Origin of the sequence: Pseudomonas sp. FP1762 (genome assembly GCF_030687105.1) — a bacterium.
GTDB classification, from domain to species: domain Bacteria; phylum Pseudomonadota; class Gammaproteobacteria; order Pseudomonadales; family Pseudomonadaceae; genus Aquipseudomonas; species Aquipseudomonas siliginis.
On the sequence record NZ_CP117458.1, the window covers coordinates 4,020,504 to 4,035,301 of the forward strand.

General features: G+C 59.9%; 12 protein-coding genes. 4 read left to right on the forward strand and 8 right to left on the reverse strand.

Translation table 11 applies throughout. The annotated features are described in order from the left end of the window. The first annotated feature begins 8 nt into the window (after nucleotides 1–8). Nucleotides 9–575, forward strand: coding sequence for a CsiV family protein (locus PSH90_RS17830; RefSeq protein WP_071173055.1), 567 nt, complete (start codon nucleotides 9–11; stop codon nucleotides 573–575). An 11-nt stretch (nucleotides 576–586) separates the two neighbouring features. Further along, on the forward strand, nucleotides 587–3,277 hold the full coding sequence (locus tag PSH90_RS17835) for a DEAD/DEAH box helicase (protein ID WP_305381191.1): 2,691 nt from the start codon (nucleotides 587–589) through the stop codon (nucleotides 3,275–3,277). Nucleotides 3,278–3,425: 148 nt separating this feature from the next. Here the strand turns inward: PSH90_RS17835 and PSH90_RS17840 are convergent, their stop codons facing one another. The 4 genes from PSH90_RS17840 to PSH90_RS17855 all read right to left on the reverse strand — a co-directional run bounded on the left by PSH90_RS17840 (nucleotide 3,426) and on the right by PSH90_RS17855 (nucleotide 9,356). After that, nucleotides 3,426–6,719, reverse strand: coding sequence for a DEAD/DEAH box helicase (locus PSH90_RS17840; RefSeq protein WP_305381192.1), 3,294 nt, complete (start codon nucleotides 6,717–6,719; stop codon nucleotides 3,426–3,428). Between the two features lie 9 nt (nucleotides 6,720–6,728). Then, nucleotides 6,729–7,466: an S-methyl-5'-thioinosine phosphorylase gene (locus PSH90_RS17845; RefSeq protein ID WP_252886569.1), complete on the reverse strand. Its 738-nt coding sequence runs from the start codon at nucleotides 7,464–7,466 to the stop codon at nucleotides 6,729–6,731. Nucleotides 7,467–7,479: 13 nt separating this feature from the next. After that, a complete protein-coding gene (nagZ, locus tag PSH90_RS17850) occupies nucleotides 7,480–8,490 on the reverse strand; it encodes a beta-N-acetylhexosaminidase (protein ID WP_252878614.1) in 1,011 nt (336 codons plus the stop codon). Nucleotides 8,491–8,648: 158 nt separating this feature from the next. Then, entirely contained in the window at nucleotides 8,649–9,356 is a 708-nt protein-coding gene (locus tag PSH90_RS17855) for a TetR/AcrR family transcriptional regulator (RefSeq protein ID WP_056791523.1), read from the reverse strand. A 229-nt stretch (nucleotides 9,357–9,585) separates the two neighbouring features. On the opposite strand from PSH90_RS17855, the gene lexA reads away from it, so the two are divergent. Beyond that, nucleotides 9,586–10,194, forward strand: a complete 609-nt coding sequence (lexA, locus tag PSH90_RS17860) for a transcriptional repressor LexA (RefSeq protein ID WP_016775490.1) — start codon at nucleotides 9,586–9,588, stop codon at nucleotides 10,192–10,194. A gap of 10 nt (nucleotides 10,195–10,204) precedes the next feature. Beyond that, nucleotides 10,205–10,678 carry an SOS-induced cell division inhibitor SulA gene (gene sulA / locus PSH90_RS17865; RefSeq protein WP_041477346.1) on the forward strand — a complete coding sequence of 158 codons (474 nt, stop codon included), beginning with the start codon at nucleotides 10,205–10,207 and terminating at the stop codon, nucleotides 10,676–10,678. 97 nt (nucleotides 10,679–10,775) lie between these two features. Here sulA and PSH90_RS17870 read toward each other — a convergent pair whose 3' ends face one another. The 4 genes from PSH90_RS17870 to PSH90_RS17885 form a co-directional block, all read right to left on the reverse strand. Continuing rightward, nucleotides 10,776–11,009 (reverse strand): hypothetical protein, encoded by a 234-nt coding sequence (locus PSH90_RS17870; protein WP_003226592.1) that lies wholly within the window; start codon nucleotides 11,007–11,009, stop codon nucleotides 10,776–10,778. 106 nt (nucleotides 11,010–11,115) lie between these two features. Next, nucleotides 11,116–11,640, reverse strand: a complete 525-nt coding sequence (locus PSH90_RS17875) for a DUF6586 family protein (protein WP_305381193.1) — start codon at nucleotides 11,638–11,640, stop codon at nucleotides 11,116–11,118. Nucleotides 11,641–11,784: 144 nt separating this feature from the next. Continuing rightward, nucleotides 11,785–14,418, reverse strand: coding sequence for a type I DNA topoisomerase (topA, locus tag PSH90_RS17880; RefSeq protein WP_041477349.1), 2,634 nt, complete (start codon nucleotides 14,416–14,418; stop codon nucleotides 11,785–11,787). 114 nt (nucleotides 14,419–14,532) lie between these two features. Continuing rightward, nucleotides 14,533–14,769: a DUF1653 domain-containing protein gene (locus tag PSH90_RS17885; RefSeq protein WP_041477350.1), complete on the reverse strand. Its 237-nt coding sequence runs from the start codon at nucleotides 14,767–14,769 to the stop codon at nucleotides 14,533–14,535. Nucleotides 14,770–14,798: the final 29 nt, after the last annotated feature.

Genomic DNA, 14,798 nt, shown 5'->3' on the forward strand with positions numbered 1-14,798 from the left:
GACGCCCGATGCGCCTGTTCCGCTCCCTGACTTTGTTGCTTGCACTTGCAGCACCGACGGCGTTTGCCGATGACACGTATCAGGTCGAAATGATCCTGGTGCGCCAGAATGCCGTACCCGCAATCGTCAGCCGCGCCGCCCCGGAAGACTGGGCCGCTGGCGCCCAGCGTCTGGGCAGCGACAGCCAGCGCACCCCAGCGCTGAATGATGTAGTGAGCAAACTCACCGCCAGCGGCGAGTACACCGTGTTGATGCACAAAGCCTGGCAGCAGAGCCTCGGCGAAGCGCCGGCGAAAGTCGCAGTGAGCGAAGGTCAGGAACAGTTCGGCCAGTTCCCCATCGAGGGCACGCTGGAAATGAAACTCGGCCGCTTCACCGACGTGACCGCCGATTTCTGGGTCAATCAGATCGACGCCAATGGCCTGGTCACCGCCAGTGAGCGCCTGCGCCAGGACAGCCACACCAAGAACGGCCAGCTCAATTACCTCGACAACGGTCATCTGGCCCTGCTGATCAAGATCACTTCCCTGACCGCGCCAGCGCCTCGCGAAGCGCCTGAAGTCGTGCCGGACTGATCGACGTCCTTATGCCGCCGCCCCTGAGCAAACCGCTGGCCCCGTCGTGGGTCAGCCGATTCAAAGAACAGAGTCTGGAGCGCGGCCGCCGCTACGCTTTGGAGAATCGAGTGCGCATCGCCCAGGTCGGCGATGCGACCATCACCGCCAGTTGCGAAGGTTCTGGCGGTAGCGTTTACCGACAAACCATCCATCTGCGCGAGTCAGCCAAAGCGACGCTGCTGCTGGTCGACGCCACCTGCACCTGCCCGGTGCGCAGCAACTGCAAACACTGCGCGGCGGTGCTGCTGAAAATCCAGGAAACCCTCGACTACCCCGCCGCCGCGAAAGATGCCGAACTGCTGGAAAAACTCCAGGCCGTGCTGGAAAACCGCAGCCCGAAAGCGCCGCCGCAAGTGCTGGTGGATAACGTGCAACCGGTGCCGCGCCTATGGCTGGCGAGCGTCGAGTTCAGCGCCTTCGAGCCGCGCAACGGCAAGATGCAGCGCTACATTCAGCATCGTGCGGCGCTATCGTTCAGCTATCTGGACGAATACGTCAGCGGGCAAAAACACAGCGATATCCTGATCCGTCAGGAAGCGCAGACCCTGCGGATAAAACGCCACCCGGATGTCGAACAGTCCTACCGCGAACAGTTGCGCATTCTCGGTTTCCGCATCGCCACAAGGCAGAGCAAAGCCCTGCCGGAAAGCGCCGGCGAACTCTACGAGATGGTCAACGACAGCGCCTGGCTGACCTTCACCCTCAATGACTTGCCAAAGTTGCGCAGCCAGGGCTGGGAGTTGCAGATCGATGAGGAATTCGGTTTCGACCTGACCGCCGTCGACGACTGGTACGCCACCGTCGAACAGGCGCCGGAGCGCGACTGGTTCGATCTGGAACTGGGCATCATCGTCAACGGCGAGCGCCTGAGCCTGCTGCCGATTCTGCTGAACCTGATGCGCTCGCACACCGAAATCCTCAACCCGGAACGCCTCGCCCGCCGTCGCGATGACGAGCTGATTCTGGTCAACATTCCGCAACGCACCAGCGAGCATGGGCCGTTGCAAGTGGCGCTGCCGCTCGGTCGCTTGAAGCCGGTATTGATGACGCTGGGCGAGTTCTATTTGCAGGAGCCGGGCGAAACAACGCTGCGCCTGAGCAAGGCTGACGCCACCCGACTCAATTCGCTGGAAGGCCTGCCGCTGTTGTGGGAAGGCGGCGAGCAGATCCGCACCTTCGCCCAGCGCCTGCGCGACATCCGCGATTTCACGGCCGAAGCGCCGCAAGGTCTGAATGCAACGCTGCGCCCGTATCAGCTCGAAGGTTTGAGCTGGATGCAATCGCTGCGGCAACTGGAGGTCGGCGGGATTCTTGCGGATGACATGGGCCTGGGCAAAACCCTACAGACCCTGGCGCATATTCTCAGCGAAAAGAACGCCGGACGCCTCGATCGTCCGTGCATGGTGGTGATGCCGACCAGCCTGATTCCGAACTGGCTAGACGAGGCGGCGCACTTCACCCCGCAGCTGAAAGTCCTCGCGCTGTACGGCGCCACGCGCAAAAAGCACTTCGACAATCTGGCCGACTTCGACCTGATCCTCACCACTTACGCCCTGTTGCCCAAGGATCTCGAACGTCTCGCCAAACAGCCGCTGCATGTTCTGGTGCTGGACGAAGCGCAATACATCAAGAACCCCAACAGCAAAGCCGCCCAGGCCGCCCGCGAGCTGAACGCACGCCAGCGCCTGTGCCTCAGCGGCACGCCGCTGGAAAACCACTTGGGCGAGCTGTGGTCGCTGTTCCACTTCCTGTTACCGGGCTGGCTTGGCGACGTGAAAAGCTTCAATGCCGATTACCGTGTGCCGATCGAAAAGCGCGGCAGTGAAGTCAGACTGCAACACCTCAACGGTCGGATAAAACCGTTTCTGCTGCGCCGCACCAAAGAGCAGGTCGCCACCGAGCTGCCGCCGAAAACCGAGATCATCCACTGGGTCGAACTCAACGAAGCGCAGCGCGATGTGTACGAAACCATGCGCTTGGCGATGGACAAAAAGGTCCGCGACGAGATCACTCGCAAAGGCGTGGCACGCAGCCAGATCATCATTCTCGAAGCCCTGCTCAAGCTGCGCCAGGTCTGCTGCGATCTGCGCCTGGTCAACGACGCCACCCTGCCCGCGCGCGGCAGCACCTCGGGCAAGCTCGACAGCCTGATGGAAATGCTTGAGGAGTTGTTCGAGGAAGGCCGGCGGATTCTGCTGTTCTCGCAATTCACTTCGATGCTGACATTGATCGAAGATGAGTTGAAAAAACGCAAGATCGCTTACGCCCTTCTCACCGGCCAGACCCGTGACCGGCGCACACCGGTGAAGGAATTCCAGAGCGGCACGCGGCAGATCTTCCTGATCAGCCTGAAGGCCGGTGGTGTCGGTTTGAACCTGACCGAAGCCGATACGGTGATTCACTACGACCCGTGGTGGAACCCGGCAACCGAGAATCAGGCGACTGACCGCGCGTATCGAATCGGCCAGGAGAAACCGGTGTTCGTCTACAAGATGATTGCCCGGGGCACAGTGGAAGAGAAAATTCAGCACCTGCAGAAGGAAAAGTCTGACCTGGCAGCGGGCGTGCTCGATGGGCGCAAGGCCGGGGACTGGAAGTTGCAGAGCGATGATATTGAAGCGCTGTTTGCGCCGTTGCCGGACAAGATCGACAAGCGCTGAAAGCGGCGTCGCTGGTTAGATAGCTATCGCTGGCAAGCCAGCTCCCACAGGGTTATGACCTGTACCGAAGATTGTGTTTCAACTCGATACCTGTGGGAGCTGGCTTGCCAGCGATGGGGTCATCCAATATTGCGCAATCACTCAGGGCTCAACCCTTGGAAACCGGCAACGGCGCAAACAACGCCTCGATATCACTCTGTTCCAGTTTGAATCCGCCCGTCGTGCCACCCTCAAGCACCGCCCCGGCCAGCGCCGCTTTCTCCTGCTGCAACGCCTGGATCTTCTCTTCGACGGTGCCTTTGGCAATCAACTTGTAGACGAACACCGGATTGTTCTGGCCGATGCGATACGCCCGATCGGTCGCTTGGTTCTCCACTGCCGGGTTCCACCACGGGTCGAAGTGAATCACCGTGTCCGCCGCCGTCAGGTTCAGACCGGTACCGCCGGCCTTGAGGCTGATCAGAAACAACGGCACCTTGCCGCCCTGGAAATCCTTGACTGGCGTGCGCCGGTCGATGGTGTCGCCGGTCAGCAATGAGTAGGCAAGACCGCGCTGTTGCAACTCCTGCTCAATCAGCGCCAGCATCGAGGTGAATTGGGAAAACAGCAGAATGCGCCGCCCTTCGCCGAGCAATTCTTCGAGCATCTCCATCAGGCTGATCAGCTTGCCGCTGCCCGAGCGCAACGCCTTTGCCGTGAGCGGCATATTGACCAGGCGCAGATCGCAGCAGACCTGACGCAGCTTGAGCAGCGCATCAAGGATGATGATCTGACTGCGCGCCACGCCGCTGCGGGCGATTTCGTCGCGGACCTTTTTGTCCATCGCCACGCGCACCGTCTCATAGACGTCGCGCTGACCATCACTGAGTTCGACCCAGTGGATGATCTCGGTTTTCGGCGGCAACTCGGTGGCGACCTGATCCTTCTTGCGCCGCAGCAAAAACGGCTTGATGCGTGCGGTCAGGTGCTGCATGCGCTGCACATTGCCGTGCTTTTCGATCGGCGTGCGGTAATCGCGATTGAAGGATTTACTGTCGCCGAGCCAGCCGGGCATGAGGAAATGGAACTGCGACCACAGCTCACCGAGGTGGTTTTCCAGCGGCGTACCGCTCAAACACAAGCGCTGACGGGCCTGTAAGTCACGGGCGGCCTGGGCGGCTTTGCTCAGCGGGTTCTTGATGTTCTGCGCTTCGTCGAGAATCAGCACGCTCCACAGCTGCGGCTGCAAGATTTCCAGGTCCCTGGGCAGCAATGCGTAAGTGGTCAGCACCAAGTCGTATTCGCCCAGATTGGCAAAGTCCTTTTGCCGCCCGGTGCCGTGCAGCGCCAGGACTTTCAACTGCGGCGTGAAGCGCTCGGCTTCGTCGAGCCAGTTAGGAATCAGGCTGGTGGGCATCACCGCCAGTGCCGGACAGTCCAGGCGCCCGGCGTGTTTTTCCGTGAGCAGATGCGCCAGGGTCTGCAAGGTTTTGCCCAAGCCCATGTCATCGCCCAGAATGCCGCCGACCTCCAGCTCGCGCAGGGTCTGCATCCAGTTCAAGCCTTCGAGCTGATACGGGCGCAGTTGCGCGTTGAGGCCGGCAGGCGCAGCAACCTGGGCGTGACTGGAATTCTGCAGACGCTTGGCAAAAGTGCGCAGGCGTTCGCCGCCCTGCCAGTCCAGCGGTACGCCATCGAGCATACTCAGGCGTGCGGCGTCTGGAGCGGTCAAGCGCAGCGCATCGCCCTGGTGTCCGCCCAGATACAGCTCGCCCAGCGTCGCCATCAACGGTTTGACCCGACTCAGCGGCAACGCGACCTTGGCGCCGGCCGGGTCGCCAAAACCGCTGGGCTTGAGCTCGATCAGGAGTTTTTCATCATCGTTGCGCTGCGCCAGATTGACCGGGTCGAGCAAGCGCGGCTGGGTCCGCAACAGGTGCAGAAGGATCGGCAGCAAGCTGTAGCGCTCGCCGTTGACGACGATACCCAACTGCAGATCAAACCACTGATGCGTGGCCTCTTCTTCGACCTCGGCGTACCACTGTTCAACCGGTTGTACATCGAAATGGAAACCGGGACTGATCTCGATTTTCCAATCTGCGGCGCGCAGTGTGGCCAGCCCTTCGTGCATGAACCCGAGCCAGGCGGAATCATCCGGCAAGGTAAACATCTCGCCGGGACGATCCATTGCACTCTTGCGCGTGGCTTTCTTGAAGCCATGTTTTTGCAGGTTCTGGCGCAGCTTCTTTTCCAGCGCCGGTTGACGCTGAATGCGCTGGGTTTCGCTGCCATTGAGGATCATCACTTCCGGGTTGCGATCCACCGCCGGATGACCGTTGTAGGTAAACAGCAGAGCGGCGCGGTGCTCCAGCACGTATTCCCAGCGCGAACGTTCCCGGCCGCTGACCAGGGTCAGTTGCGGCTGCGGCAGCACGTCATCGATGATCCGTTCGGTGAGTTTGTGCGGTGGCGCAATTTGGGTCGCCGCGCTCATGCGATGGCTGAACTGCATGGCCTGACGCGCCGGAATGTCTGGCGCCAGGGTCAAATGGCAGGCGAGTTTTTCCTCCAGCTCAGTGAACAGCGGGCCAACCTGGCGCTGCTCGCGATCAAGGTAATAAAGCGGCTCCAGCGCCAGCACGGTTTCCTGCGCGGCTTCGGCACTGCTCCATTGCGCGCGGAATCCGCCATCGGCCTGCTCAGCCCAAGAGAACTGACCCACGCGTTTCGCCCCCGGTGTCAGCGCTCGCAGGTCTTCGAAATCGAGGAACAGCCGCGAGGTGCGCAGGAGCATTTCCAGCAGTTCGGCGCCACTGCTGCCTTCCAGCGGATAGCCGCTGTAATAGGCGTGATGGGAATGCATGGCGACCAACAGCCGGGCGATGCGCAGATCCAGTTCGGACAGGTAGCCCGGCTGGCGCATGAGCATTTCCGCGAGCGAGTACATCGGTTTGACCTCGCGTAACTCGCCGCTCTTGAGCTGGTAGACCTTGAAGATATCGAGCAGCCACTTGCCGTTCGCAGACGTCGGTTTGAGCTTGTAAAACAGACGCGTGCCTGCGGTTTGCGCACTTTCGTCAGCAGGCTTGGCCGGCACGGGAATTGTCGAAAGCCAATGCTCGAGCGCTCGCCCCAACGGAATCTGTGCATCATTGTCAGACGCATCCTCACCCGTGCCCAGCAGGTGATAGATCACCGCCGCGCTGTGCTTGCAGTCCAGTGCAACCGGACAGCTGCACAGGCATCGCAAGCTAACCGATCCCAACCGATCTTCTGACAGGTAAATGGTTTGCTCATACGCCTGAAGTTGCGATCCGACGCAGAACGCCTCTATCTTCCTGTCATCGATTTCGAGGATCTCGACCCGGTCATCGGCGGCATAAGCGCGGGCCTTGGCCAACGCCTTGCTACTGAATGCGTGGGTCCATGTCAGCCCTTTAAGCCGTTCGATGAAAATGCTCATGGACAGTCCTTAGCTGGCCAGCACTCGCGCCAACGTTGATTTCACCTTGCCCATGCCATCGTGCAGGGCCTGTTCGATTTCGGCCATGGTGATGACTTCGGTGGTCTTGCCGGCTGCAGGATTCACCACCAGCGCCAGACAGGCGTAATCCAGATCCAGCTCACGCGCCAGCGCGGCTTCCGGCATGCCGGTCATGCCGACGATGTCGCAGCCGTCACGCTCCAGTCGCACGATCTCGGCGACCGTTTCCAGACGCGGACCCTGGGTGCAGGCATACACGCCTTGATCGCTGTATTCGCAGCCTTCGGCGGCGATCGCGGCAATCAGTTGCTGACGCAACGGCTCGCTGTAGGGAAAGCTGAAATCGATGTGGGTGACGTGCTCCAGATCATCGGCGAAATAGGTGTGCTCGCGCCCACTGGTGTAGTCGACGATCTGGTGCGGCACGCAGAAATGCCCGGTGCCCATGGCCGGATGGATCCCGCCAACGGCATTTACGGCGATGATCGCTTCGGCACCCGCCTGCTTCAACGCCCACAGGTTGGCGCGGTAGTTGACCTTGTGCGGCGGGAAACGATGCGGGTGACCGTGACGGGCGAGGAACAGCACTTCCTTGCCGGCGTATTCACCAATCTGCACCTCGGCCGAAGGCGCGCCGTAAGGGGTGTCGACTGCCAGCGACTGGCGAATGCTCAGGCCTTCGAGCTGAGTCAGGCCAGTGCCACCGATGATTGCGTAAACGGTCATAACGAAAAAATCCTTAATCGATCAGTTGAGCGTCTTTGAGCGCGCCGAGGGCGGTGAGCCAACGCGGGTCCTGACGATAATCGGTACTGGCGAAGGCTTGACCGCGCATCTTCGCGATGCGCGCGGAAGGCTTGACCTTCATACGCTGGGCGGCACTCAACGCCAGCTCGGCTGCCGCGCGGTCGTTGCATACCAGGCCCATATCGCAACCGGCACTCAGCGCGGCTTCGATGCGGCTGGCAGCGTCGCCGACCACGTGGGCGCCGGCCATCGACAGATCATCGCTGAAGATCACTCCATCGAACTGCAACTCGCCGCGCAGGATGTCCTGCAGCCAGCGTCGGGAGAAACCGGCAGGCTGCGAGTCGACTTGCGGATAGATGACGTGGGCCGGCATGACGGCGGCCAGTTGTTTGCTGAGTTTGGCGAAGGGCACCAGATCATTGGCGCGGATTTCGTCGAGACTGCGCTCGTCGTTCGGAATCGCCACATGGGAGTCGGCTTCGGCCCAGCCGTGTCCCGGGAAATGTTTGCCGGTGGCGGCCATGCCGGCGCTGTTCATGCCGCGAATGAATGCACCGGCGAGCAAGGCTGCGCGCTCGGGATCGCCTTCGAATGAACGGGTACCGACCACAGCGCTGCGCTGATAGTCCAGATCCAGCACCGGGGCGAAACTCAGATCGAGCCCGACCGCCAGCACTTCGGTGGCCATGATCCAGCCGCATTGCTCGGCGAGATACTCTGCATTCGGGTTATCGGCGATGGCGCGCATCGCTGGCAGACGGACGAAACCCTGACGCAAGCGCTGCACACGCCCGCCCTCTTGATCCACCGCCAGCAGCAGATCCGGACGAATCGCGCGGATCGCGGCGCTCAGTTCGCGCACCTGGCGTGGATGCTCGATATTGCGGGCGAAAATGATCAGGCCGCCCACTTCGGGCTGACGCAACAATTGGCGATCTTCGGCCGTCAGCCAGGTACCGGCGACGTCCACCATCAACGAGCCTTGCAGGCCAGCAGTCATAGAGATTCCTTGAAAACGAAAAACCCGATCTGCTTGCATTCGCTACCGTGGGCAATGCCCGGACGGTCAGCAGAATTCATGCAGATCGGGTTCAGTACGAGAGTCGGCATGGCCGGCTAGCTTAGCGGATACCAGCTGCCGCGCCCACCCGTGCGCGGTCAAACCTTGGCGGCGACCGGTATGGATTTGCTGCGCGGACGCAATTGCGCGCTGGCCATGGCTGTATCGGTGACGCCGGTTTCGGCGCGCATGCCGGCAGCGAGGAACGGCACCATCAGGCGCATCACTTGTTCGATGGAGGTATTCACGCCGAAATCGGTCTCGGCAATCGCGCGCAAGGCCTTGATCCCGGACATGCTGAACGCTGCGGCGCCGAGCATGAAGTGCACGCGCCAGAAGAGCTCGATCGGTGGAATGCGTGGCGCCGCTTCATTGACCAGCAGCATGTAGCGGCGGAACACTTTGCCATACATGTCTTCCAGATAACGTCGCAAATGGCCCTGGCTCTGGCTGAACGCGAGGCCGAGCAAACGCATGAAGATCGACAGATCGTTACCGCTGCGAGGCTGCACGACGAGCGCTTGCTCGACGAGGATTTCCAGCAGCTCTTCGAGGGTCGGCTTGTTCTCAGGCTTGGCCTGACGGCGCTCCAGCTCTTTATCGAGGCTGACGCAGAACGGACCGAGGAAGCGCGAGAACACGGCCTGGATCAGCGCCTTTTTTGAGCCGAAGTGATAATTCACCGCAGCCAGATTGACGCCAGCCTTGCTGGTGATCAAACGCAATGAGGTTTCAGCGAATCCTTTCTCCGCGAACAACTGCTCGGCAGCATCAAGAATGCGTTCAACGGTTTCCGACTGGGCCATGGCTACTCCGCCTGACAAACACTTGTTTGAAACATACGTTTCAGCCTAAGCCTTGTCAAGCCTGCCGGTTCGTTTTGGGAATGGTCGGTCAGCTATTTAACCACACAAGGCGCCAGCATTAATAAGCGCCCTTCGCGACCGCTCGGCGGGCGGCAAAAAAACGCCCATTGCCAAGACTGCTTCACTGTATATAATCCCAGTCACTGTATAAAAAGACAGAGCGATCAATATGCTAAAGCTGACGCCACGCCAAGCCGAGATTCTGGCCTTCATCAAACGTTGCCTCGAAGACAACGGCTATCCGCCCACCCGTGCGGAAATCGCTCAGGAATTGGGTTTCAAATCGCCCAACGCGGCGGAAGAACATCTCAAGGCCCTGGCCCGCAAAGGCGCGATCGAGATGACCCCGGGCGCTTCCCGCGGCATTCGTATTCCCGGCTTCGAAGCCAAGGCCGATGACTCCACCCTGCCAATCATCGGCCGAGTGGCTGCCGGCGCGCCGATCCTCGCTCAACAGCACATCGAAGAATCCTGCAACATCAACCCGACCTTCTTCCATCCTCGCGCCGATTACCTGTTGCGGGTGCACGGCATGAGCATGAAGGACATCGGTATTTTCGATGGTGACCTGCTGGCGGTGCATACCACCCGCGAAGCGCGTAACGGCCAGGTTGTGGTTGCGCGTATCGGCGACGAAGTGACGGTCAAACGCTTCAAGCGTGAAGGCAGCAAAGTCTGGCTGATTGCCGAGAACCCCGAGTTTGCCCCTATCGAAGTCGACCTGAAAGATCAGGAACTGGTGATCGAAGGCTTGAGTGTCGGCGTCATTCGCCGCTAAAGGAGGCTCCATGCAGTTCCCACACACACCTCAGCAAACACAACTGCCTTTATTTGAAGCGTTTCTGGCGCAACCGATTGCGCCGATCCTCAAAGACGTGGTCGAGCGTGACTGGAATGCCAAACCTGACGCCTTCAGTGAGCTATCACTGCGTGGTGCGGCCGGGAACTGCCTGAACCTGCTAGCGCCGATCCTCCGTGAATTGAGCGAGGATCAGGATGCGCGCTGGCTGACGCTGATCGCCCCACCCGCCAGCCTGACGCAAACCTGGCTGCGCGATGCCGGCCTGAACCGCGAACGCATCCTGCTGCTGCAACCGCGTGGCACGCAGAGTGCTCAGCAACTGGCGTGCGAAGCGTTGCGACTGGGTCGCAGCCACACCGTGGTGACCTGGCTAAACCCGTTGAATGCCAATTCACGGCAACAACTGATCAGCGCCGCGCGCACGGGCGAAGCTCAGAGCCTGAACATTCGTTTGGGTTGATTGTTGAGTAATGCGCGCTGTGTGAAGCGCAGGGCTTCTCCAGGGACAGAGAAGCCGATCTGAAGCGCAAGCGACCGAGAAAAGGCCAAAGCGTGGATCAATGAAGAACCCGCGGCCCCTCTTCCTTATCAAACTCGCCTTCAACCATACGACCTGCCATCTGCACGCCGACGCTCAACATCGCTTTGGCAATTTCAACGTGCTGGCCTTGCAGGAACGCCTTGGCATCCTCGGAGAAATCCAGCGTCACCAGAGAACCTTCGTCCTCGGCCCTGCGCAGTTCGATTCGGCCGTCTGGTAACTCGACAATTTCTAGAAAGGACGTTGGCATATAAGTCTGTTCTCCACGAAAGGCAGCGATTATATAGACATCATTCGAGCTTCGCTCGGGATCTTGACCAGCAGCATGTTTCAGATTGCCACTGCGCCAAATCCAATCAGCACTCATTCAAACCTTCACGGAAACGCAGGGCCAGACCTTTAAGGTTCTGCCGCCAGCTCTCCAGCTCATCTCGATTGAGCTCTTCCGGCGTCTCTTCTTCATCAAGATTAATCGCTTGAATCAGCGGTTGTGTCACGTCGCCTTTCGGCTTGCGTGGCGCCCTCGGTGGCTGAAACAGTGCTGCGTGCGCCGCCAGCAGTTTCGCCAGCCAGGTTTCCGGATTACCGGCCAGCTCGACCATTTCGGCCAACTCCGGAATGGCGATCGACTCCAGCACTTCGCGCTTCAACAACTCCTCTGCCCTCGGCGAATTGGCCTGCGGCAGACGATAAAAACCGGCGATCTCATGACACAAGCCCAGCAGTGCGCCGTAGAGGTGGAACAACGCCGACTCACGCCCGGCCTGGATCAGCGCCAGAGAATTCATCGCCCGCCCTTCTTCAGCACGAGCCAGAGCTTCGAGTGACAGGCCGGCGAAATAGATCTTCTGGTTGGTGCGGGTATAGAGTTCGTGGGCCATGACGGCAGCCTCCACAACGAAATAATTGCTTCACACAGGCCCGGCAGTGTCATGGATCAGCCGATGCCAGCGCAAGCAAAAAACAAAAAGGCCGCATGAAAACCCGAAGGGTTCATGCGGCCTTTTTGCTGTTCAGACTAGCGCTTACTCAGCCTTGGCCTTTGCGCTGCGCTTGTCTTCAACAGTCCACTTGCCACCGTCGTAATACGCTTTCCAGCCTGTCGGCTTGCCGTCGACTTCGGTCTGTACGTATTGCTCCTTGGTCTTGCGGCTGTAGCGGATGACCGCTGGCAGACCGTCAGGATCCTTTTGCGGAGCCTCGCACAGGAAGTGGTACTTCGGATCAATCTCGTCCTTATGCGGCAGAATCTCGATCACCAACGGAGCGCGGGTCTCGCGGTTTTTCGGGAACTGACTGGCGGCCAGGAACAGACCGGACGCACCGTCGCGCAGGATGTAGGTGTCGTTGACCTTTTCGCATTTCAGCTCAGGCATCTTCACCGGGTCCATCTTCGGCGGTGCCGCGTCACCGCTCTTCAGCAACTTGCGGGTGTTCTTGCACTCAGGGTTGGTGCAACCGAAGAACTTGCCGAAACGGCCGGTCTTGAGCTGCATTTCGCTGCCGCACTTGTCGCATTCCAGGCTCGGACCTTCATAGCCCTTGATGCGATAGCTGCCTTCTTCAATTTCGTAACCGGCGCAATCCGGGTTGTTGCCGCAGATATGCAACTTGCGCTTCTCGTCCAGCAGGTAGGCGTCCATCGCCGTGCTGCAGATCGGGCAGCGATGCTTGCCACGCAGTACCAGCGATTCCGATTCGCCCTCGTCGTCCGCTGCGATTTCATCGCCCGGCACCAGGTTGACGGTGGCCTTGCAGCGCTCTTTCGGCGGCAGGCTGTAGCCCGAACAGCCGAGGAACACGCCAGTCGATGCGGTACGAATCTGCATCGGACGACCGCAGGTGGTGCACGGAATGTCAGTCATGACCGGCTGGTTGGCGCGCATGCCGCTGTCCGGGTTTTCCGCTACTTCAAGTTTCTTCTTGAAGTCGCCGTAGAACTCGTCCAGCACGTTTTTCCAGTCGCGCTCGCCCTGCGCCACGTCATCGAGGTTCTCTTCCATGCCGGCGGTGAAGCCGTAGTCCATGAGATTGGAGAAGCTCTCGGACAGACGCTCGGTGACGATGTCGCCCATCTTTTCCGAGTAGAAACGACGGTTGTGCAGGGTCACATAACCGCGATCCTGAATGGTCGAAATGATCGCAGCGTAAGTCGAAGGACGACCGATGCCGCGTTTTTCCATCTCCTTGACCAGACTGGCTTCGGAATAACGCGCCGGTGGCTTGGTGAAATGCTGCGACGGGTCAAGCTTGATCAGCTTCATCACATCGCCCTGGGCCATGTCAGGCAGCACGTCGTCATCGCCAGGCTTGGCAATCTGCGGCATCACCCGGGTGTAACCGTCGAACTTGAGGATACGGCCCTTGGCACGCAGCTCGAAGTCGCCAGCGCCGACGCTGACGGTGGTCGACAGGTATTGCGCCGGCAGCATCTGGCAGGCTAGGAACTGGCGCCAGATCAGCTCGTACAGACGCTCGGCATCGCGCTCCATACCCGCCAGCTTGCTCGGCGTGGTATTGGCGTCGGACGGACGAATCGCTTCGTGAGCCTCTTGCGCGCCTTCCTTGCTGCTGTAAACGTTCGGCGTTTCCGGCAGGTATTTCTTGCCGAATTCGTCCTCAATGTATGTGCGCGCCATCGCCACGGCGTCGGCCGAGAGATTGGTCGAGTCGGTACGCATGTAAGTGATGTAGCCGGCTTCGTAAAGACGCTGGGCCATCATCATGGTTTTCTTCACGCCGAAACCGAGGCGGTTGCTTGCGGCCTGCTGCAAGGTCGACGTGATGAACGGCGCCGACGGCTTGCTGCTGGTCGGTTTGTCTTCGCGCTTGACGATGCTGTAGCTGGAGGACTTGAGCTTCTCCAGCGCAGCCATGGCCTGGGCTTCGTTCAGCGGCTTGAAGGCTTCGCCTTTTTCGCGAGCCACTTCGAAACGCACGGTCGAGCCTTTGGTGGTGCCGAGATCAGCGTGCACTTCCCAGTATTCTTCGGGATTGAAAGCACGGATTTCACGCTCACGCTCGACTACCAGCTTCACCGCAACCGATTGCACGCGACCGGCGGACAGACCACGGGCGATCTTGGCCCACAGCAGCGGCGAGACCATGTAGCCGACGACGCGGTCAAGGAAGCGACGCGCCTGCTGGGCGTTGACACGATCAATGTCCAGCTCGCCCGGCTCGGAGAAGGCTTCCTGGATCGCCTTCTTGGTGATTTCGTTGAACACCACGCGCTTGTAACGGCTGTCGTCACCACCGATGGCTTCGCGCAGGTGCCAGGCAATGGCTTCCCCCTCGCGATCCAAGTCGGTTGCGAGATAGATGGTGTCAGCATCCTTGGCGAGCCGGCGCAGCTCTTCGATGACCTTTTCTTTGCCCGGGAGGATCTCGTACTGGGCTTTCCAGCCGTGTTCGGGATCGACGCCCATGCGCGAGACCAGCTGCTTGCGCGCTTTCTCTTTCGGCGAGAGCACCGGACCTTCGCCCGCAGCAGCCTTGCCGCGCTTGGCGGCTGGCTCTTTGCTGGCGCTAGCCGAACCGCTGGTGGGCAGGTCTCGGATATGGCCGATACTCGACTTCACCACGTATTGGTTACCCAGATACTTGTTGATGGTCTTGGCCTTAGCCGGGGATTCCACAATGACCAGCGATTTGCCCATGGATCAGAAAATTCCTGAATTCTAGAAGTGAAAGGCGGTTGGCGCCTGACGCGGCACCGCTATATATAGTTGATACAAGGTGAGGTCAAGCGCAGGGTTGTCTGCGCAGTCGCCTCATGCCTTGTCAAAGACGCTCGGTTCGGCCTGCACCAAAGCAAAGCGCGGCACCTGCTCGCCGTCAACCTCGACCGACTCGACGAACATGCTCAGCGGGCGCACCCAAAAGCCGTAATCGCCATACAGGGCTTGGTAAAAGACCACTTCTTCTTCGGTTTCGGAATGCCGCGCAACACTGAATACACGGTATTGCGGACCTTTGTAATGTTGGTAGAGCCCAGGTTGTATCGGCATGCTTCGGCCCTCACTGAAATCTTTTCAAA